Genomic DNA, 21,119 nt, shown 5'->3' with positions numbered 1-21,119 from the left:
ATGAGCAACCTGCCGATCTTCGATGTCGCCGGTTCTGCCCTGCAGGCGCAGTCGGTACGACTGAACACCATCGCCAGCAACCTCTCCAACGCCGACTCCATCGCCTCCTCGCCGGACGCGGTGTACAAGCCGATCGAACCGATCTTCCAGGCCCGTCCGCTCAACGCCGATGGTTCGCTGACCTCGGTGCAGGTCAAGGAGATCACCCAGAGCGAAGCGCCGCCGATCAAGCGCTACGAACCCGGCCATCCGATGGCGGACGCCGAAGGCTACGTCTACGCGCCGGATGTGGATCCGGTCGCCCAGATGGTCAACCTCATTTCCGCTTCGCGTGGCTACCAGGCCGGCGTCGAAGTCCTCAACACCGCCAAGGAACTGGCGCTGGCCACGCTGACCATGGGCCGCTGACGCGCCCCGTCCACCGGAGCAACCGCATGACCACCGCCGTCAACGGCGATCCCTTCGCCGCGATCAACAACAGCACCACCGGCACCGGATCGAACAAGAAGAAGGAAAGCCTGGGCCAGGCCGAGTTCATGCGCCTGATGACCGAGCAGCTCAAGCACCAGGATCCGCTCAAGCCGCTGTCCAACAGCGAGTTCATCGGCCAGCTCGCGCAGTTCTCCACCGTGCAGGGCATCAGCGAACTCAATACCACCGTCAACGGTTTCACCACCGCGTTGACCGGCGATCAGGTGCTCAAGGGCGCCTCGCTGGTCGGTCATGACGTGCTGGTTCCGTCGGAGAAACTCGCCCTCGGCGCGCAGGGCAACGCCACCGGCCTGGTCATGTCGCCCGGCACCGGCTCGCTCAAGATCGAAATCACGGACGCCAGCGGCGTGGTCGTGGACACCCTCGATATCGACGCCGCCAAGGGCGAGACCGCGTTCGCCTGGGACGGCCTGAAGGCCAATGGCGAACGCGCGCCGGAAGGCGTGTACGCGATCAAGGCCACCCATACCGACGACACCGGCAAGGCCACCAAGCTCAACACCTACGTCGATTCCACCGTGGAAAGCGTGACCATCGGTTCGGACGGCCTGTACCTCAACCTGCCCGGCCTGGGCACCGCTCCGCTCGACTACGTGCTGCGTATCGGCAAGTCGGCTTCCTGATCCCTGACATCCACGGGCCATTCCGACCCGGCATCCGCTAAGGAGTTCACCATGGCTTTCAACAGTTCGCTCTCCGGCATGAAGGCGGCCAACGCCGACCTCAACGTCACTTCGCACAACATCGCCAACGTCGGCACCACCGGCTTCAAGGAGTCGCGCGCCGAATTCGCCGAAGTGTTCTCCACCACCGGCTATGGCCTGCTGCGCAACGGCATCGGCGCCGGCGTGCGCCTGACCAACGTGGCCCAGCAGTTCTCGCAGGGCGACATCAACCAGACCGGACGCTACCTGGATCTGGCGGTGGACCGCGAAGGCTTCTTCACCGTCAGCAACAACGGCTCCAACGTCTATACCCGCGCGGGCAATTTCCAGCGCGATCCCAACGGTTTCGTCACCACCCCGGACGGCTTCCGCCTGCAGGTGTTCCCGCCGCGCTCCGACGGCAGCGGTTTCGACACCGGTCGCCTGGTCGATCTGCAACTGCTGACCAGCGACAGCCCGCCGGCGCCCACCACCCTCGTCAACCTGGGCGTCACCCTGCCCGGCAACGCCGCGCAGCCGACCATCACGCCGTTCAATCCGAACGACGGCAACAGCTACAACGAGACCACCTCGGTCACCGTGTACGACTCGCTCGGCGTGGCCCACCAGCAGTCGGTCTACTACGTGAAGACCGCCGCCCCGAACGAATGGCAGGCCCACGTCTACGTCGACGGCACCTCGATGGGCCCGGCCACCACGGTGCGTTTCGACAACAACGGCGCGCTGACCCTGCCAGCCAACGGCCGCATCACCCTGGCGCCATTCACCCCGACCACCGGTGCCGGCGTGCTGAACATGACCCTGGACATCACCGGCACCAACCAGTACGGCGAAGCCTTCGCCAAGAAGGACCAGCGCCAGGACGGCTACGCCAGCGGCAAGCTCAACGAGTTCACCGTGTCGCCGGAAGGCGTGGTGTACGCGCGCTACTCCAACGGCGTGGATCGCGCCATCGGCCAGGTCGCGCTGACCAACTTCACCAACCCGCAGGGCCTGGTCCCGCAGGGCAACAACACCTGGACCCACAGCTACGCCTCCGGCGAGCCGCGCACCGGCGCGCCGGGCACGTCCGACTTCGGCCAGGTCGCCTCCGGCGCGCTGGAAGCCTCGACCGTGGATCTGACCGAACAGCTGGTCAACATGATCGTCGCCCAGCGCAACTTCCAGGCCAACTCGCAGATGCTGTCCACGCAGGATCAGATCACGCAGACCGTCATCAACATCCGTTGATGACGGCGGGATTCGGGATTGGGGATTGGAGATTCGCGTAAAGCGCGCGCTCCGATCTCCTCCCGCTCCTTCGCTCTTACCAATCCCGAATCCCCAATCCCGAATCCCCGCCCATGGACAAAGCCCTCTACGTCGCCATGACCGGCGCCCGCGCTTCGCTGCAGGCCCAGGGCGCGGTGTCGCACAACCTCGCCAACGTCGATACCAAGGGATTCAAGGCCGCGCTGGCCGCGACCGAGGCGTTCAAGATTCCCGGCCAGGGTTTTCCCTCGCGCGTGGACGCGGTGCTGACGGACCCGGGGTTCGATTCGCGCACCGGCACCCAGATGGTCACCGGCCGTTCGCTGGACGTGTCGCTGCAACCGGGCCGCTGGCTGGCGGTGCAGGCGCCGGATGGCGGCACCGCCTATACCCGCAACGGCGAACTCAGCGTCACTCCCAATGGCCAGTTGGTCACCAACGGCGGCCGCGCCGTGCTTGATGAGAACGGCAATCCGATCGCCATTCCGCCCGCGCAGTCCTTCGATCTCGGCGCCGACGGCACCATCTCCATCGTGCCGCAGGGCGAAGGCCCGCAGACCATGGCGATGGTCGCGCGCATGCACATCGTCGACATGCCCGCCTCGGAGCTGGCGCGCGGCACGGACGGCCTGATGCGTCCGGCCGACCCGACCCGGCCGCCCCCGCCGATGGCGCAGGGCAACAGCCTGACCACCGGCGTGCTCGAAGGCAGCAACGTCGACGCCGCCGGCGCCCTGGTCCAGATGATCCAGCTCCAGCGCCAGTTCGAAATGCAGGTGAAGGTCATCCGCACTGGCGACGACATGGCGCAATCGTCGAATCAGTTGCTGCGGCTGGGGGGCTGAAGGCCGTGAATCGGGAATGGGGAATCGGGAATCGCAGGAGCGCATTTGTGGCTCCCATCCCAGTTTCCATTCGCGTCGGGATTTCGACCGTTTCATTGGCACGGCACTTGCCTGTTCCTTCATGCGAAGAAGGATCCGGTGCCCACATCGATTCCCGATTCCCCATTCACGATTCCCAACCAAGGACCACGCCATGAACCAGGCACTCTGGGTCGCCAAGACCGGGCTCGATGCGCAGCAGACGCGCATGTCCGTGGTCTCCAACAATCTGGCCAACACCAACACCACCGGCTTCAAGCGCGACCGCGCCAGCTTCGAGGATCTGCTGTACCAGCAGCTGCGCCAGCCCGGCGGTTCGACCTCGCAGCAGACCCAGTTGCCGTCCGGCGTGCAGCTGGGCACCGGCGTGCGCGTGGTCGCCACCTCCAAGGACTTCCAGCAGGGCAATCCGCAGCAGACCGGCCGCTCGCTGGACGTGATGGTCAACGGCCGCGGTTTCTTCGAGGTGATGCTGCCCGACGGCACGCCCGCCTACACCCGCGACGGCTCGTTCCAGATCAACGCCCAGGGCGAACTGGTCACCAACAGCGGCTACGCCGTGCAGCCCGGCATCCAGGTGCCGGAAGGCGCGCAGTCGATGACCATCGGCAACGACGGCACGGTCAGCGTGACCATGGCCGGCGAGGCGCAGGCGGTGGAAATCGGATCGCTGACGCTCACCGATTTCGTCAACCCGTCCGGCCTGCAGGCCAAGGGCGAGAACCTGTATGTGGAAACCACCGCCTCCGGCCCCGCGCAGAACGGCACGCCCGGCCTCAACGGCCTGGGCAACCTGGTGCAGGGCTCGCTGGAAGGTTCCAACGTCAACGTGGTGGAAGAGCTGGTCAGCATGATCGAAACCCAGCGCGCCTACGAAATGAACGCCAAGGCGATCTCCACCACCGACTCCATGCTCGGCTATCTGAACAACAACGTCTGAGGCCCGCCATGACCCGCCTGTCCCGCATCGCCACCCTCGCCTGCTGCCTTCTCGCACTGGCCGGCTGTTCGCGTTCGTTCGGCGACGTGCGTCCATTCGCGCCGATGCAGCCTGTGCAGGTGGTGATGGCGCCGCAGGCCGAGCCCAGCTCCGGCGCGATCTACCGCGCCGGTCCGGGCCTGAACCTGTACTCCGATCGCCGCGCCCGCGACGTCGGCGATCTGCTGACCATCAATCTGGTCGAGAACACCAATGCGCAGACCAGCGCGACCACCCAGGTCGACAAGACCAGCGAGGTCACGATGGCGGCGCCGAATATCGCCGGCGCGCCGCTGACCTACAACGGCCGCGACCTTCTCAGCGCCTCGGTCAAGGGCGATCGCGGCTTCAACGGCAACGGCAAGAGCGCTCAGAGCAACCGCCTGCAGGGCAGCGTGACCGTCACCGTGATCCAGCGCCTGCCCAACGGCAACCTGGTGGTGCAGGGCCAGAAGAACATGCGCCTGAACCAGGGCGACGAACTGGTCCAGATCCAGGGCATCGTGCGCGCGGCCGACATCGCGCCGGACAACAGCATTCCGTCCAGCAAGGTGGCGGAGGCACGCATCGCCTATGGCGGTCGCGGCGCCATCGCCCAGTCCAACTCGATGGGCTGGCTGGGACGTTTCTTCAACTCGCCGATCTACCCCAACTGATTCCCTGACGGCCCGAACCGGGAGCGCCGCATGATGGCCATCCGCCTGCCCTTCCATCGCACCCCGCGCGATCCCGATCGCCGCCGCACCGATCCCTGGACCGCGCTCGGCGCGCTGTTGTGGTGGCTGATGGTGCTGGCCTGCCTGGCGCCTTCGGCCCGCGCCGAACGCATCAAGGATCTGGCCCAGGTCGGCGGTGTGCGCAGCAACCCGCTGGTCGGCTACGGCCTGGTGGTGGGCCTGGACGGCAGCGGCGATCGCACCAGCCAGGCGCCCTTCACCGTGCAGAGCCTGAAGAACCTGCTGGGCGAACTGGGCGTCAATGTGCCGCCCAACGTCAATCCGCAGCTCAAGAACGTCGCCGCGGTCGCCATCCATGCCGACCTGCCCGCCTTCGCCAAGCCGGGCCAGCCGATCGACATCACCGTTTCGTCCATCGGCAACGCCACTTCGCTGCGCGGCGGCAGCCTGCTGATGGCCCCGCTGCGTGGCGCCGACGGCGAGGTCTACGCCATCGCCCAGGGCAATCTGGTGGTCGGCGGTTTCGGCGCGCAGGGCCGCGACGGCTCGAAGGTCTCGGTCAACGTGCCCAGCGTCGGCCGCATCCCCAACGGCGCCATCGTCGAGCGCGCGGTGCCCAACGCGATGAACGACGGCAGCGGCAGCGTCACCCTCAATCTGCACCAGGCCGACTTCACCACCGTCTCGCGCATGGTCGCCGCGCTGGACCAGCGCTTCGGCGCCGGCGCCGCCTACGCGATGGACGCGGTCACCGTCGCGGTGCGCGCGCCGGCCGATGCCGGCAGCCGGGTCAACTTCCTCGCCCAGGTCGAGAACCTGGAACTGACCCCCGGCAGCGCGCCGGCCAAGGTCATCGTCAACGCCCGCACCGGCACCGTCGTGATCGGCGCGCAGGTGCAGGTGATGCCGGCCGCGGTCACCCACGGTTCGCTGACCGTGACCATCACCGAATCGGCCAACGTCAGCCAGCCCAACAGTTTCAACCGTGGCGGGCAGACCGTGGTCACGCCGCAATCCGACGTGCAGATCACCGCCGAGGGCAACCGCATGTTCAAGTTCGAGGGCGGCACCTCGCTGGACGAGATCGTCCGCGCGGTCAACGAGGTCGGCGCGGCGCCGGGCGATCTGATCGCCATCCTGGAAGCGCTCAAGCAGGCCGGCGCGCTGCGCGCGGAGCTGGAAATCATCTGATGAACATCCTGCAGCCCACCCTGCCGCTGAATCCGACCGCCAACCCGGCGGCGGACAACGCGCGCATCCACGAGGTGGCGCAGAAGTTCGAGGGCCAGTTCGCGCAGATGCTGATCAAGTGCATGCGCGACGCCAGCTTCGGGGACTCGCTGTTCCCGGGCGAAAACCAGATGTTCCGCGAGATGTACGACCAGCAGCTGGCCAAGGCGATGACCCAGGGCAAGGGCATGGGCCTGGCGCCGATGATCGCGCGCCAGCTCGGCGCCACCGACGCGACGGCCGCGCCGGTGCCGGTCAACACTGCGTTGTCGCAATACCGCAAGATGATGCCGTCCGGCGCCGAGCAGATGCTGGGCGTGATCGCCGGACGCGCACCCGGCCTGTCGGGCATGCCTGCCGAAGGCGCCGATCCCGGTGCCGCGCTGGGCCTGCCCCGCATCGACTGGGCCGCGCTGACCGCACCCGAAGCGCAAAGCGCCTGCGACGAGGTCGAACAGGTCGCCAGCGCCAATCCGCAGCAGTACGCCCGCAACACCCCCGAACGCTTCGTGGCCGAGATCTGGGAACACGCCCAGCGCGCCGCCAGGGAACTGGGCGTGGACCCGCGTGCCCTGGTCGCCCAGGCCGCGCTGGAAACCGGTTGGGGCAAGCGCGTCATCCAGCGCGACGACGGCGGCAGCGCGCACAACCTGTTCGGCATCAAGGCCGCCGGCTGGAAGGGTGAGCGCGCCCGCACCGGCACCCACGAATACCGCAACGGCGTGCGCCAGAACGAGACCGCCGACTTCCGCGCCTACAGCTCCCCGGCCGAAAGCTTCGCCGACTACGTGCGCCTGCTGAAGAACAACCCGCGTTACCAGAAGGCGCTGGCCGCCGGCAAGGACATCCACGGTTTCGCCCGCGGCCTGCAACAGGCCGGCTACGCCACCGATCCGTCCTACGCGAAGAAGATCGCCAGCATCGCCACCGGCCCCACCCTCGGCAAGGTCATCTCCGCCGTCGGCCACGCCGTCGGCGGTTCGATCGGTGCCTCGGTGGGCAACGCGCTCGCCAGCCGCTTCCTGGGCCGCTGAACGGAGTAGTCCATGTCCAACCTCCTCGCCACCGGCAGCAGCGCCCTCCTCGCCTTCCAGCGGGCGCTGTCCACGGTCAGCCACAACGTCGCCAACCTCAATACGCCGGGCTACTCGCGCCAGCGCACCGAGTTCGCCGCGCGCGACGGCACCTTCCACGGCTACGGCTACCAGGGCGGCGGCGTGCAGATCGTCGACGTCCATCGCATGGCCGATTCGCTGGCCACCGCGCGCCTGCTCGACAGCACCGGCGAATTGAACCGCCTGCAGCAGATGTCGGTGCTGTCCAACCGGCTGGACAGCCTGTTCTCGGAAAAGGCCACCGGCATCGCCGCGCCGTGGTCGGGTTTCTTCGATTCGATCAGCGCGCTCTCCTCCAGCGCCGCCGGCGCAGCCGATCGCCAGAGCGTGCTGTCCCAGGCCAATGCGCTGGTCACCCGCTTCAACCAGATCGATCAGCAACTGGACAAGGTGGATGGCGAGGTCAACAGCGGCCTGACATCCAGCGTTGGCGAAGTGAACCGGCTGGCCAAGGAAATCGCCCAGCTCAACGGCCGCATCGGCAACAACGCCGCCAACGCCTCCGGCGATCTGCTGGATCGCCGCGATCAACTGATCAGCCAGCTCATCGGCTACACCGGTGGCACCGCCGTCCAGCAGGACGGTGGCCAGATCAACGTGTTCACCGCCGGCGGCCAGCCGATGGTGGTCGGCGCCACCGCCAGCTCGCTGGTGACGGTGGCCGATCCCTACCGGCCCGAGCGCCTGCAGGTGGCGCTGGAAACCAACGGCCAGCGGGTCACCCTGGACAAACGCGCGCTCGGCGGCCAGATCGGCGGGCTGATGGAATTCCGCACCACCGTGCTGGATCCGGCCATCGCCGAACTCGGCCGCGTCGCCATGTCGCTGGCCGAGACCTTCAACGAAGGCCATCGCGCCGGCATGGATCAATACGGCCAGATGGGCGGGGACTTCTTCACCGCGCCGCAGCCGCAGATCTCGTCGCATTCGGGCAACACCGGCAACGCGGTGCTGCAACCGTCGCTGGGCGATCTGGGCGCGCTCAACGGCAAGAACGTGATGCTGCGCTTCGACGGCGGCAACTGGGTCGCCAGCGATCCGGATACCGGCACCGCCATTCCGGTGACCGGTACCGGCACCGCCGCCGATCCGCTCGTGATCAACGGCGTGGAACTGGTGCTCGCCGGCGGTACGCCGGCCACCAACGATCGCTTCCTGCTGCAACCCACCGCGGGCGCTGCCGGCACGATCAAGCTCGCCATCAGCGATCCCAGCCGGATCGCCGCCGCCAGCCCGGTCAAGGCCAAGGCGGATCTGGCCAACACCGGCACCGGCAAGCTCGGCGCGGTCACCGCCACCAACCCGGCCGATCCGAATCTGCTGGCGCCGTCGGTGATCGAGTTCATCGACGCCAACCAGTACACCATCGACGGCGCCGGTCCATTCACCTACACGCCGGGCCAGGCCATCACCCACAACGGCTGGAGCGTCACCATCGACGGCGCGCCCGCCGCGGGCGACGCCTTCGACCTCGGTCCCACCGGCGCCAACTCCAGCGACAACGGCAACGCCAGGCTGCTGTCCAACCTGGACGACGCCCGCAAACTCAACGGCGGCACCCTCACCCTCAACGGCGCCATCTCCGGGCTGACCACCACGGTCGGTTCGGCCGCGCGCCAGGCCGACTACTCGGCCGAGGCCCAGCAGGTGCTGCAGGATCAGGCGCAGGCCGCGCGTGATTCCATCTCCGGCGTCAACCTGGATGAAGAGGCGGCGGACCTGATGCGCCTGCAGCAGGCCTACCAGGCCGCGGCGCAGATCATTTCCACCGCCGACACCCTGTTCCAGTCCCTGCTGAGCGCGACCCGCCGATGAACAACCGCATCTCCACCGGCCTGATGTACCAGCAGTCGATCACCACGATGCTGGCCAAGCAGGCCAAGCTGGCCCACACCCAGCAGCAGCTCGCCTCCGGGCAGAAGCTGATCAGCGCCAAGGACGATCCGGTCGCCGCCGGGAATGCCGTTGGCCTGGATCGCACCCTGGCCGAACTGGAGCGCTTCGCCGCCAACGCCAGCGCCCTGCAGAACCGGCTGGGCCTGCAGGAGAACGCGCTCAAGCTGGTCGGCGACGCGATGGCGCGCGTGCACGAACTGACCGTGCAGGCCAACAACGCCGCGCTCGGCGACGACAGTCGCAAGGCGATCAGCGCCGAGCTCAAATCCATCCACGACGGCCTGCTGGATCTCGCCAACAGCACCGACGGCACCGGCCGCTACCTGTTCGGCGGCACCGCCGACGGCAGCGCCCCGTTCGCGCTCGCGGCCGGCGGCGTGATCTACAGTGGTGACCAGACCCAGCGCCAGGTCGAAATCGCGCCGGACACCTTCGTTTCCGACACCCTGCCCGGCAGCGAGATCTTCCTGCGCCTGCGCACCGGCACCGGTCGCATCGACGGCGCCGCCGCCGGCGCCAACACGGGCACCGGCCTGCTGATGGATCTCAGCGTCACCGACTCCAGCGCCTACGACGGCGGCCAATACCGCATCCGCTTCACCGGCCCGGCCACCTACGAGGTCTACGGCGCCGGCCCCGCCCCGATCTCCACCGGCACCTACACCAAGGGCCAGAGCATCGCCTTCGCAGGCGTGCAGGTGAAGATCGACGGCCAGCCCAACGCCGGCGACGAATTCAACGTCGGGTCTTCGGCCACCCGCGATGTGTTCGCGACCCTCCGGAACCTGATCGGCGCGCTGGAAACCAATCCCACCACCGACGCCCAGCGCGCCTCCATGCAGAACCAGCTGCAGGCCGCCATGCGCGACGTCGCCAGCGCCCAGGGCCACATGATCGACGCCCGCGCCAGCGGCGGCGCCCAACTGATGGCCATCGACAGCGCCGCCGAACTGCGCGACGCCAACAGCGTCACCCTCAAAGGCACCCTCTCCAGTCTGCGCGACCTCGACTGGGCCGAGGCCATCGGCCGCTACAACCTGGAAAACACCGCCCTCCAGGCCGCCCAGAGCGTGTTCATGCAGATGCAGCAGTTGTCGCTGTTCAAGATGATGGGGTGAGGAGCGACGGGATTGGGGATTGGGGATTCGGGATGACCGGTCATGCGGCATTCAAAGCTGGGAATCGAAACCCAGGGTTCCGCTGAACCTCGACCGATAGCAGCGATGCTGGAAGGCAACGGCGACCAACCTCACCCTGCCCATTCGTCCAGAAGCGCACCGGCACTTCAGCAAGGCAACGCTCTTAGCCTCTCCCTTGACCAGCCGTGCGGCTGTTAAAAGCGAAAAAGGAGGACCGAGGGGGATTTTCTCTCGGCGCCAACCGCCCCCCTCCTCCATACGCAACACAAACGCGCCGCCTTTACCTCCCCCTTTGAAAAAGGGGGAATGAGGGGGATTTGCTCTCGGCGCCAACCACCACCGCCCCTCCTCCATACGCAACACAAACGCGCCGCCTTTACCTTCCCCTTTGAAAAAGGGGGAATGAGGGGGATTTGCTCTCGGCGCCAACCACCACCGCCCCTCCTCCATACACAACACAAAGCGCCGCCTTTACCTCCCCCTTTGAAAAAAGGGGGAATGAGGGGGATTTGCTCTCGGCGCCCCCCGCTCATCCACACACAATACAAGCGCGCCCCCACCCAATAAAGCGTGAGCCCAGAAACACTGAAGCGAAAACGCTCAAAGTTAGTCGACACCGCCCAACCGCATCGGCAGACTCCGGCATCAGGAAGTCAGAACTCCTACTCACAAAACGGTAGTACCCGTCATTTCAGCGCTATTCCATGCCATTGGAATGACAAACCGGCGTTCTTTTTCCAACGCCGGGAGGGTGGTGAATACAACACCCGAAAGGGAAATAACCCCACCGATCTGTGAGCGGTTTCTGACCTCCCGGCACCCGGCCGCACTTTCGCGCGCCGGGATTCTTCAACGAAGAAATGGAGGTCCCATGATCAACTTGCGTATGGTCTATGTGTTGGAAGAAGAAACCCAGCTGAATCTCATCCAGCTGCGTGATCACCTCAAACTGCTGTCCTTGCTCATCAATCCCCGCTTCCGCCAGGACGAGCACCATTGCCTGCCCATCCCGCTGCAACCGCTGAGCGACTGCTTCGCCGGCCTCGCCCATGAAGCCAGCCACATCCTCGACCAACTCCGCTGGCACTCCGGCAGACCCAACGTCGAACCGGTCAACGACGCGTAACAAAAAACGCGGGCTGCTAGCGCCCGCGTTCCATGGTTGGTGAACGCGCCATGCCTAGAAAATTCACACTTCGTAACCCGAGGCGTCGCGCACGGCATTTACCCAGATGCGCCCAGAAAGATGGGGGCTCCATCTTCTGACTCATTCACCCGTACCTAGCAAATTCCTCTACAGCAACGAGCGACCAAAGAATTATCTATTCGATTGTTCTAATCACACTTTCCCTGTGACTTTTCATTACTCTCAATTTGCTCTATCGCCGAACGATAAACCTTGGAATCATCCCAAGATGGCAACGGATCGAAAGGACCTATCCCTGGTGGCGACAACTCATCATCCAATGCTTTTTTTAGCACGGGTAGTGCGGCACGTGCTCTCGGCCCTATAACGCCAGCAACGCGCGCCAACTGAGCCCGGACTGGTGGTATCTCTACTGCCATCGTATCAACCAATCTCATAATTGACTGGCAAGAGATGCTATCAATCTCGTCCTTACTGAGAACTGCCATCGCCCTCGCGAGGTCCTGAGCGTACGACACCCGCGTATTCATATCTTCCTCGCTTGATATTTCCTCAAGAGCAGCATCAATCCTAATAGGCTCTTGCGCAAATGCGCTAAACCCGAGAAACATCAACAGAAAGCCAGCCCTGCTTGTCATCTATCGCTCCTCGCGAGCTCACTACGGAGAACGCCCCTTCAAGGACATGGGTCAGAGCAGTATTTCCAATACATATCAAGAAGCTTGAGCATGCCTTTCTGGCACAAGGTATTCTCATCACTGTTCCCCATCCAACCACGCATTCACTTCAAACTGCCGTCCCTGCTCATCAATCCCCGCTTCCGCCAGGACGAGCACCACAGCCTGCCCATCCCGCTGCCCCCCCCCCTGAGCGACTGCTTCGCCCGCTTCGCCCACGAAGCCAGCCACATCCTCGACCAGCTCCGCTGGCACTCCGGCAAACTCAACGTCGAACCGGCCAACGACACGCAACAAAAAACGCGGGTTGCTAGCGCCCGCGCTCTTAATAAGATCGAGCCTTAATCGCGCAACCTTCACTTTGATTGCATCCTTTCTCTCCTCGATTTTCCTTACTCCCTTGAACAGCCGAGGTATTCGTCGACGAGCTCCAAAGCCCCCTCATACAACTAGAGTTCCGCATTATCAAGGAACGACTATGGCGACGGTAAACTGAACATGTAACCCAAATTCCCTCAATATCGATACCGACTTTTTATCCAGGTCGAACTCACAGGTGCCCCCTCCATCTAAATCAGATTTTTTTAGAACGAGAACATCCAAGTATGCAACTTCCACGCCAGGCAGGGTCTCGAGCCCAGCACATGCGCCGGCTAGACGCTCTCCAAATCGGGAAACAAGCTCAGGGAAAGACTCTGAATCATCACCTCTCATCTCCAGAACCCAGACACCTGTTTTTTCCGTGACTTGCCGGCCGCTACTCGTTGACCATGCATGTCCTTTAAAATGAGATCTTGTTGGCGCGGCGCCAATTGCCTTAGTTAATTCGTCAGGGCTTAATTCATCCCCTTTTATGTAGAGAGAAATTTGAAATGAATTTCCATCGCAACTCATATCACTAACCCTCATGTAAGTTTCCCACAACTTCTCCCTGCGGATTTTCCACGTCACCCGTCTCCGGATTTACACCATAGTCATCGCGCGCCCGTCCGCCGCCCTGCCCCTTATCACGCCCCTTAATTCCATGAAATCTTCGGCGCCCCTCATCGGAACCGACTTCGTTTCTTCGCCCCCACTCTTCAGCACCTTTTCTACCATCCCAGAACCCTGGGGTGTACTTCCTCGACTCCTGCCTCAACTCTCCACATGGTGCTCCCCCGCATGGGTGTGGAGAAAAGAAGAAAATAAATGGCGCTGTAATTATGGCACCCGCGGTCGCCGATATTCCTTGGCCCAGCACCGCCCAGGGAATTGGCCTGAATTGTGGAATAGGCTCAGGCCGTATTCCAATAACGGTAACCGTAGCAACAGTCGTGGTCGCGGGTGCTGGCGATGGCGTTACAGTGATAGGCGGCAGTGGCAATGGCTCATCTTCAGTGCGAGATGGGATACTTTCTTGCGCAAGCCGCCCATCCGGATCCACAAATCGATATGGATTATTGTTCGCATACCAAAACCGGTTGAAGTTGGCCCCCGAGTTTGAGTATGCCGCTATCGGATCCGCCGACAAGAACCTACCTATCAGTGGATCGTAGTACCGCTGCTGCATGTAGGTCAGCCCGGTAGCTGCATCCTGCACGTGCCCAGCAAAGCCAGGGCCATCAGTTAATGCATGATTTACGAGTTGACCAAATGGCTCGTACTCGCTGATCTCCACAATATTTCCGACTGAATCCGTAACGGCAACCGGCGTTCCAAGCGCATCCGTGTGGATGTACTCGACCGTTTGAGCATTGACCTTCAGGGTGAAGGCGCTAACCATTGCCAAGAAAAAGAATCGGCAAATCCTAAATATTACTTGGTTGTCCATACCATCAGCACTCCGACTCTTGGGCTAATCTCAGGAAAGGAGGCCTATCAATGGAGGAATCAGCGGCCCCACGTCCAGCACTCTATTCCGGCTCGCTGTACCGGGTGACTCTAGTGGGGCGCGCATAGGCATCAAATGCGTCTGCCCGATAACGAAAAAGCATGCCATCCTGATTTATCGTCTGAAGCTCAACCGGTAATGGAAACTCATCCCCTTTACTGCATAGCGCACAGGGATTCGTGCCTATCTTTCCAAATATGTTTCTAGCGTCTTGCTTATAGAGAATATCTTTACTAGAAAGGATGGTCTGTCCGATCCCCTTCTCAATGCGCAGCATCTTTCCTTCAAGATCCCCGTACTTTTGACTGTATATATACCTTTCCCAGCCTCCGTCTTCTCTAGTCACCTTTAACGCCCGTGTCGTAGGACACGGCGTAGTTTCACAATATCCGATTGTTGGCGTGTCGACGTAGCTAGCGTTACGGACGCCATAATCGAAAGACCAGACCAACGGCACCGATATACCCGCACCTGATATTTGCTTTTTGAATAACGCAACGGCACTGGTTATATGGGATTCCAACGGAAAGCTATTCACGCCTAGCTGATAGCAATTCCTAGGCACATCGGTCCTTCCATGAAGTCTAATCCCAAATCTGAATGTACCCGTCGCACCTGATGGATGAATCATGGTCGTAACATAGTCATCCGCTGTTTCCACACCCACGAAATCCGCGCAGTTTTTCCAGCCAGTACTCCCATAGGAAAGAAGATTGCTGGCACTGAATTTCCATTGAGAGCCGTCAGGCAGTTCCACTTCCGTCAGCATAGGCAACCCATTCGGACTTGAGTAAATGTAGCGCCACGTCTTTCCCGCCGAAGTGGCAGAAGAAGCAATCCCATTAGTATAGGAGATGCTTATAGAGCGACCATCATTCGCGACAATTGAGGTCACGTTCTGCGAATCCGGATTTTCGTATGTAAACGAAACAACGTTCCCATCTCGGTCTTCAATTTTTGTCGGGAGCGCCTTGTACTTCCTGACCGCCAATTCGCTCTTGTAGCTCCACATATCCACGCCAAGATATCCAGTAAGTGTTCTCGTACTTAGCTGGATCGGAACGATCCAATCGAACCAATACTTCTTCCCATCGGGAGAATGAGCCAGAAACCCTTCACCGGGAACACCATTGGCGGTCGTAGGCAAACACGAAAACACCCAACGGGATTGAGTTCCCCAGTAGAATGATGTCGATTCAGTTGGCTTTGGCGCCGTCGGTTCAAGCACCAGCATTGCCTGATCATTTGAATCCGCATCATGCAAAGTGATGCCTCTCCAAAAATGACGCGATTCGAATGAGATTCCGACCTGATCAGGAGCATTCTGCGCCAGCACATAGACATCGGGCGGGCTAGCACTGGTGGGTACAGAGGTACTGACTGAGCAGCGGTTATTTGATTTTCCGGTACCTGTTGGAGTGCGCACCACCCATCCATCCGGCACTGCATAGTTAGCCGTTAGGTGCGGAATATCGAACTCCCAGTCCGCCAATGGAAAATCATGACGTCCCGGGTGCCTGGAGTTGATCCGCACTAAGCGCACGGGAAGTTGATTGTTGCCCGGGATGTCGATATCGACCTGAACGAACTTGGTTTCGCCCGTGTACAGGCTGGTTTTATCTCCAAAAAGATCATTTCCGAGCGATGAGATGGATGTTCTGCTTCTTAGCAGTCCTTGATAGTCAATGCCCAGGTCCGCTGTTGTCCTGGGTGTTTGCGCTAGCGCGAAGGATGAACTTGCCATCAAACACATGGCCATGAGAATAGTTTTTGGTCCGTACGCCATTTGAGACTCCCCTCCTGTGTAGCCTGAACGTTCGTGATTCAACAGCCCCCTCCAGGAACGCGCTATTGAGGAGTTGCAGAAACTGGGGGCGAAGAAGAACATCCAATTGCATTGCACGCACGGATCGTCACTGTTGGCAGAGTCGATGGCGAACCCATGTATATGTACTGAGCGCTCGTGATATTTCCATCGAAGAACTTGGTCGTGCCCAAATAGGCCTCATAGCGCGTAGTTCCTGCAACCGCAGTCCATGAAGCCATCACTCTTACCTGCCACGGTGGGCTGAAGTTGATGACTATGTATTTTGCAACAACGCCCGTCGGCGCCGCTGGAGGTAACGACACGGTGATGCCTGCGCTCGTACTCCATCCGGCGCAACCAGCCGAGTTGCAGCCTTTCGCTCGGTAGTTATAGCTTCCGTTGCCTTTACCGCTAACAGTGAGGCTACCACCTGCCGCGTTGTATATCTGCACCCAGTTGCCGCCGTTGGCCTGTTCTTCAACCAGATAGCTCGTTGCACTTGACACCGCACTCCAAGCCACGGTGTAACTACCCGTGGTACTCGTCGCCGGGATCGTTATCGAAGGCGTACCACCAGGCGGCAAGGTCACCTGAGTCGTAGTTGTATTTGAGTACCCTCCGCACCCGGCCACATTGCACGCTCGCGCACGATACCCGTAACTCCCAGTGCTTCTTCCACTGATGGTTTTGTTGTTTCCCGCTGCGTTATGAATTTGGACCCAGGCTCCACTATTGGTGCGCTCGTCTATCTGGTAGGTTGTGGCCGCGCTTACTGCACTCCAGCTCACTGTGTAGCTGCCCGTGGTATTGCTAGGGGGCAAAGCTACCGTTGGTATGCCTGCCGGCACGTAGATCGCTTGGACATTTCCTGTGGCCGAGTACACCCCACAACCAGCGAGGTTGCATGCCTTCACTCGATAGCCGTAGCTGCCGGCGGGTTTACCGGTATAACCCTGGCTCAGATTCGGACCGCTGTAGGCAGTCGTCCACGCACCGCCATTAACGCTTTCTTCGAGCGTGTAGCTATTTGCCGAGTTGACCGCGCTCCACCCGACCGTATAAGTGCCACTCGCCGCTGTGGTTGGCACGCTCAAAGTTGGCGCGATTCCCGGAGCGAACTGCACTGCGACATCGCTGGTCCCACTCCAAGTGCTGCACACTGAATTCAGGCATGCGCGAATGCGGTAACCATAAGTCCCAGCAGCCTTCCCGTTAAATGCCCGGGATGTGCCCGTACCGTTGTACGCCGTAGTCCAGGCACCACCGGAAACCGACTCCTGCAACTCATATCCGGTTGCATTTACCGAAGCCGTCCAGGTCGCAGTGTAGCTGCCGTTCGTATTGAATCCCGGCACCGTCAATACAGGAGTGGCAGGTGCGATGATATTTACTGTCCGCGCAACCAGGCTTCCACCAAGATAGACGTACTGAGTTGTCTTGGCCTGCCGGATATCCGAGTCATACATCAGCTGCCCGGATCGGCTGTATAAGCTGTACTTGCTAGCCGTCGTGTAGTCCCGAACCCGGCGGCCGTGTGCATCATAGACATAGCTGGAAATACCGTTTACACCACGCAATCGGTTGCCATAGTCGAAGTTGAATACCCTGCCATTCTTGTTAGTCAAGTTGCCTTGTACGTCATAGCTCAGGCCCACAACCGTAGCGCCACCCGTCGTATTGGTCACGCTGGTCAATCGGTTGCTAGAATCGTAATTATACGTATGGTCGCGAACATTGGTGCCCGCTGTGACTTTCAGCGCAATCAGGTTGTCCAGCACGTTGTAGCCATAGCTGGCTGTTCCGAAGCTGCCCCCCGTCGCTTGAATCAGCCTATCCAAGCCGTCGTAACTCATAGAACGACTTTGGCGAGCACCGCTTGTATGATCAATGATGCTGCCGACATTGGCATGCTTGTCGTAAACATACTCCAAATCCAGCACGCCACCACTGTCGGTGCTCCGCGCCGGTAACTGGCGCGCATTCTGAGTCATACTATGAGTAATGCCGTTGCCATAGGTGAACTGTTTGATTTCACCGCTAGGGTGGTACTGCACGCCGAGCACATACGGACCAACTTGGGTCGGTTGGCCCAATGCATTGGGCGCATAGGTCACGGCTTGTCCGTTCGGATAGCTCCGTGAACTGAGATACCCCAAGGCGTTATAGGTATAAGCAAGAGGCCAATTGATGCTGCCCCAAGTCATCCTCTCTAGCGTCAACAGGCGCCTACGATTGTAGTTGTAGACAGTGGTAACAACATTGGTGCCGTCATTGTCCACCATCGTGCTCGCGAGCCGGCCGTCCGGAGTATAGGTATTTGTCGTATTACCTCGCCCATCCGGGAAACTCAGCGACTTCAGCCGGTTGCGCGTGTCATGGGTGCGCGCGACTTTGCGCGCGACGACCGTCGTGCTGGTACCTGTTGCATCACAGGTCGTGCCCGCAGGCAACCCTGCGGCACTCCAGCTCAGATTGCCTGCACCGTCGTAACCAAACAACGTGGCTCCAGTTTCCGGCTCTGTTGTTCGGCACAACTCCTGGGCGGTGTTATAGCTGTAGCTCCGGTCAAGCATTACCGTGCCACCGTCGACATCGCCACTATTACTTCGACGGATACGGGTCGGCTTACCAAAGACATCGCGGGTAATGTGGGTCACCGCTGCTTCGGGCCTCCAGATTCGGACAGGCCTGGAGTAGTCCGGCTGATCGAACATCTGGTACCACGTTCGTGTCTGCTTCCCTAGAGGCGAAGTGATTCGCATGTAGGGTCCGGACGTATCCTTCAGATAACTCGTCACCGTTGTCAGCAAGCCCAATTCACTATCTTCGCTTACAGAACTCACACGGCCCAAAGCATCGTAATTGGTCCACGTGCCAGTGGTACCACTTGCAGTTGTCCCAGTCGGGTAAGACACGAATGTAGCCCGGCCATCATGATCATACGTGAATCCCTGTGTCCGCAACGTTCCTTCCAAGTTAGAGCCGTCATAGTCATGCACGAGAATAGGTCGCCACAACGCATCATAGAACGTGTTCGTACGGTGCGCCCCAGTGTCTTCTCGACGTAACCAGTGGCCGGCCGGAATTCCATGCTCATCAATCGCCCGATACTCGAAACTGAAAGCTGTTGCACTCCAAGTACTGGTGTCACAGACTCCCGCGACCGATTCGGATGGGTGAACAACTCGCGTCAATCTTCCCATTGCATCGTACGTGTAGCATGTCTTAAAGCCGTTCTCATCAATAGTCGAATTTATCCAACCGTCATCGCTCACTTCTACAGATTGCGTGGTCGTATCGGCGTAGGCAATGCTCTGAGGTAGCCCGCGCTTCCAGTTTCCGAACGTAGTCGTATTTCCGTTGCCATCCTTGATGGTCTTCAGCGTGCCCAATTGCCCGCTTGCTACGGTGGATGTACTGTCATAGGCAAGCGTCTGTTGCAGTCTTCCGAATGACTTCACCGCGCTAGGTCGTGCCCGCGCGTCATAGGTGGTCTCAGAAGTAACTGTTCCCGCAGGCGATTCGCTCGGCGTGCATTCGACGGGTGCCACGCAGGTTGTCTTGGCTTCCTGTCCCAGAACCCACAACGTCATATTGTCGTGGTATTCGATTGTGTCAGTCCTAGTGTAAGTCTGTGCCTGTACTGTCAGCGGCAGCGCCAGAACTGTCCAAATTCCTATCTTCGATTTCATTTCGCGCCCCTGTCCGCCTCATGCGTTAACCACGCTTGTCGACCCATAAGCCAACAATTTCCTTTATCGCGCCGAAGATTCACCCGCGCTCCCATGCAACAAGTGTCTAAGGGGCTAACAGCACCTCGCTGTCCCCAGATGACAACAACTGTAGAGAGAGAGCTCCCCGTACACGCGCCCAGAAAACCAACTTTTCCAGCTACCGACGGATCATGAGTCCAGAGATCTGTCGTTCAGGCATAAATGAGAGGCTACAAGGCTCGCCTTGTCAAGCAGCCGATTGACGCGAAAGAGTTACTAAAGTCAGCATTCTCTCGCTCGTTCACAAGCAACGGTGTGAACGCAATCAGGCCGCACTCGCCATCCGATCCATCAGGCTATCCGCCATCTCCCGCCAACCGGCGAGTTGATGCAGCACGCCCAGCGATTTGAGGTAGTCCTCGTCGACTTGCTCGTTGCTGGCCAGCGCGCCGGCGACGTGCACGGCGCCGGGGACCCAGAAGCTGCGCAGGCTGGAGCGCTGCGGTTGGCGGTGGAAGGCGACGGCTTCGACGATGGGCATGGGCAGGCCCCACAGGCCGAGCAGATAGGCGCCGGCTTCGGTGTGGCCGGGACGGTCGTCGCCTTCGGGGAGCGGCTCGCGCTCGTCGCGCACGCCTGGCAGCAGCAGGCCGACGTCGGCCAGCAGGGCGGCGGTGGCGCCGAGTTCGGCGCTGGTGTTCGGCAGAATCCGCGCGGCCAGGCGCGAGGCGATCAGGGCGCGTTGTTGCAGGGCCAGGCGGTCGACGTTGCTGCCGGTCTTGATCGAGAACACTTCGCTGGCCAGGACCAGATCACGCAGGGTCGCCAGCCCCAGTCGGGTGACGGCGGCGCGCATGTCGGTGATTGCGCGTCCGTTGGAGAAGTAGGCCGAGTTGCACAGCTGCAGGACCTTGGCGGCGATGGCCGGATCGCCGGAGACGATACGGGCGATGTCGGTGCTGTCGCCCTGCTCGTCTTCCAGCGCGCGGGTCAGCGCGAAATACAGGTGCGGCGGCGACGGCAGATGTTCGACCCGGCCGATGACGCGGCGCAGGCGCGGGCTGTCCAACAGGTCGCGCAGTTCTTCCAGGCTGTGGATGGCCTCCAGTACGGTTTCGGAGGACAGCGGCAACGGCAGGAAGCGATGGGCGACGCCGATCAGCTTGATCGGCGGGGAAACGCCTGCGTCGGTGTTTTCAAGCAGCGCGATGCGGATGGTTTCCGGGCGCAGGGTGCGGATCTGGCCCAGCAGCGTGGCCGGCGGCAGATCGGGCAGACTCGGGCCAACGATCATCACGTCAATCGGGGAATTGGCGACCGCGAACATGGCGGCATTGCCGTCGGCGACGAACTCGACCTTCCATTCGTCGCCCATGTCGCCGATGTAATCAGTCAGATCACCAGGCAAACAGGCGGTGTCGCCCACATACAGGATCCGCAAGACACTTCCCCTTGGAACGTTGTTCAATGGTGTCGCTCGACGGGCGCGTCCCTGATCCGGATGCACGCCCGCGCGAGAATCTACCTAGTTTTCGGCCGCACGATCACATTCCTGAAGCGCGGTCACGCGATATTGC

Annotated in this window: 18 protein-coding genes; 12 read left to right on the top strand and 6 right to left on the bottom strand. The window is 61.3% G+C overall.

Annotated elements, in window-relative coordinates; genetic code table 11:
• The 11 genes from flgC to AC3DEZ_RS17885 all read left to right on the top strand — a co-directional run bounded on the left by flgC (window position 1) and on the right by AC3DEZ_RS17885 (window position 11,454).
• On the top strand, window positions 1-408 hold the full coding sequence (flgC, locus tag AC3DEZ_RS17935; protein WP_295382512.1) for a flagellar basal body rod protein FlgC: 408 nt from the start codon (window positions 1-3) through the stop codon (window positions 406-408).
• A gap of 26 nt (window positions 409-434) precedes the next feature.
• On the top strand, window positions 435-1,115 hold the full coding sequence (locus AC3DEZ_RS17930) for a flagellar hook capping FlgD N-terminal domain-containing protein (protein ID WP_488389447.1): 681 nt from the start codon (window positions 435-437) through the stop codon (window positions 1,113-1,115).
• 51 nt (window positions 1,116-1,166) lie between these two features.
• Complete coding sequence (gene flgE / locus AC3DEZ_RS17925) at window positions 1,167-2,387, top strand: flagellar hook protein FlgE (RefSeq protein ID WP_488389446.1); 1,221 nt, start codon at window positions 1,167-1,169, stop codon at window positions 2,385-2,387.
• Window positions 2,388-2,500: 113 nt separating this feature from the next.
• A complete protein-coding gene (locus AC3DEZ_RS17920) occupies window positions 2,501-3,253 on the top strand; it encodes a flagellar basal body rod protein FlgF (protein ID WP_488389445.1) in 753 nt (250 codons plus the stop codon).
• 193 nt (window positions 3,254-3,446) lie between these two features.
• Window positions 3,447-4,232 (top strand): flagellar basal-body rod protein FlgG, encoded by a 786-nt coding sequence (flgG, locus tag AC3DEZ_RS17915; RefSeq protein WP_141452527.1) that lies wholly within the window; start codon window positions 3,447-3,449, stop codon window positions 4,230-4,232.
• 8 nt (window positions 4,233-4,240) lie between these two features.
• Complete coding sequence (gene flgH, locus AC3DEZ_RS17910) at window positions 4,241-4,927, top strand: flagellar basal body L-ring protein FlgH (RefSeq protein WP_488389444.1); 687 nt, start codon at window positions 4,241-4,243, stop codon at window positions 4,925-4,927.
• Window positions 4,928-5,056: 129 nt separating this feature from the next.
• Complete coding sequence (locus AC3DEZ_RS17905; protein ID WP_447105260.1) at window positions 5,057-6,139, top strand: flagellar basal body P-ring protein FlgI; 1,083 nt, start codon at window positions 5,057-5,059, stop codon at window positions 6,137-6,139.
• Window positions 6,139-7,212, top strand: a complete 1,074-nt coding sequence (flgJ, locus tag AC3DEZ_RS17900) for a flagellar assembly peptidoglycan hydrolase FlgJ (protein WP_488389443.1) — start codon at window positions 6,139-6,141, stop codon at window positions 7,210-7,212. Before AC3DEZ_RS17905 ends, flgJ begins: the two co-directional genes overlap by 1 nt.
• A 12-nt stretch (window positions 7,213-7,224) precedes the next feature.
• On the top strand, window positions 7,225-9,108 hold the full coding sequence (gene flgK, locus AC3DEZ_RS17895; protein ID WP_488389442.1) for a flagellar hook-associated protein FlgK: 1,884 nt from the start codon (window positions 7,225-7,227) through the stop codon (window positions 9,106-9,108).
• Window positions 9,105-10,307 (top strand): flagellar hook-associated protein FlgL, encoded by a 1,203-nt coding sequence (flgL, locus tag AC3DEZ_RS17890; RefSeq protein ID WP_488389441.1) that lies wholly within the window; start codon window positions 9,105-9,107, stop codon window positions 10,305-10,307. The genes flgK and flgL overlap by 4 nt, the downstream gene beginning before the upstream one ends.
• 892 nt (window positions 10,308-11,199) lie before the next feature.
• Window positions 11,200-11,454 (top strand): XAC0095 family protein, encoded by a 255-nt coding sequence (locus AC3DEZ_RS17885; protein ID WP_488389440.1) that lies wholly within the window; start codon window positions 11,200-11,202, stop codon window positions 11,452-11,454.
• Window positions 11,455-11,663: 209 nt separating this feature from the next.
• On the opposite strand, the gene AC3DEZ_RS17880 is transcribed toward AC3DEZ_RS17885, so the two are convergent.
• On the bottom strand, window positions 11,664-12,113 hold the full coding sequence (locus AC3DEZ_RS17880; RefSeq protein WP_488389439.1) for a hypothetical protein: 450 nt from the start codon (window positions 12,111-12,113) through the stop codon (window positions 11,664-11,666).
• 90 nt (window positions 12,114-12,203) lie between these two features.
• Between AC3DEZ_RS17880 and AC3DEZ_RS17875 the strand changes: the two genes are divergently transcribed.
• A complete protein-coding gene (locus AC3DEZ_RS17875) occupies window positions 12,204-12,497 on the top strand; it encodes a hypothetical protein (protein ID WP_488389438.1) in 294 nt (97 codons plus the stop codon).
• 120 nt (window positions 12,498-12,617) lie between these two features.
• Here the strand turns inward: AC3DEZ_RS17875 and AC3DEZ_RS17870 are convergent, their stop codons facing one another.
• The 5 genes from AC3DEZ_RS17870 to AC3DEZ_RS17850 all read right to left on the bottom strand — a co-directional run bounded on the left by AC3DEZ_RS17870 (window position 12,618) and on the right by AC3DEZ_RS17850 (window position 20,983).
• Window positions 12,618-13,061, bottom strand: coding sequence for a DUF4279 domain-containing protein (locus AC3DEZ_RS17870; RefSeq protein WP_488389437.1), 444 nt, complete (start codon window positions 13,059-13,061; stop codon window positions 12,618-12,620).
• Complete coding sequence (locus AC3DEZ_RS17865) at window positions 13,051-13,962, bottom strand: RHS repeat domain-containing protein (RefSeq protein WP_488389436.1); 912 nt, start codon at window positions 13,960-13,962, stop codon at window positions 13,051-13,053. Before AC3DEZ_RS17865 ends, AC3DEZ_RS17870 begins: the two co-directional genes overlap by 11 nt.
• A gap of 82 nt (window positions 13,963-14,044) precedes the next feature.
• Entirely contained in the window at window positions 14,045-15,850 is a 1,806-nt protein-coding gene (locus AC3DEZ_RS17860; protein ID WP_488389435.1) for a hypothetical protein, read from the bottom strand.
• 20 nt (window positions 15,851-15,870) lie between these two features.
• Window positions 15,871-19,521, bottom strand: coding sequence for an RHS repeat domain-containing protein (locus AC3DEZ_RS17855; RefSeq protein WP_488389434.1), 3,651 nt, complete (start codon window positions 19,519-19,521; stop codon window positions 15,871-15,873).
• A gap of 346 nt (window positions 19,522-19,867) precedes the next feature.
• Window positions 19,868-20,983, bottom strand: coding sequence for an HDOD domain-containing protein (locus AC3DEZ_RS17850; RefSeq protein WP_447102486.1), 1,116 nt, complete (start codon window positions 20,981-20,983; stop codon window positions 19,868-19,870).
• Window positions 20,984-21,119: the final 136 nt, after the last annotated feature.

The sequence above is a fragment of the Pseudoxanthomonas sp. 134C1 genome (assembly GCF_057773065.1).
This window is presented reverse-complemented; position numbering and strand designations above follow the sequence as displayed.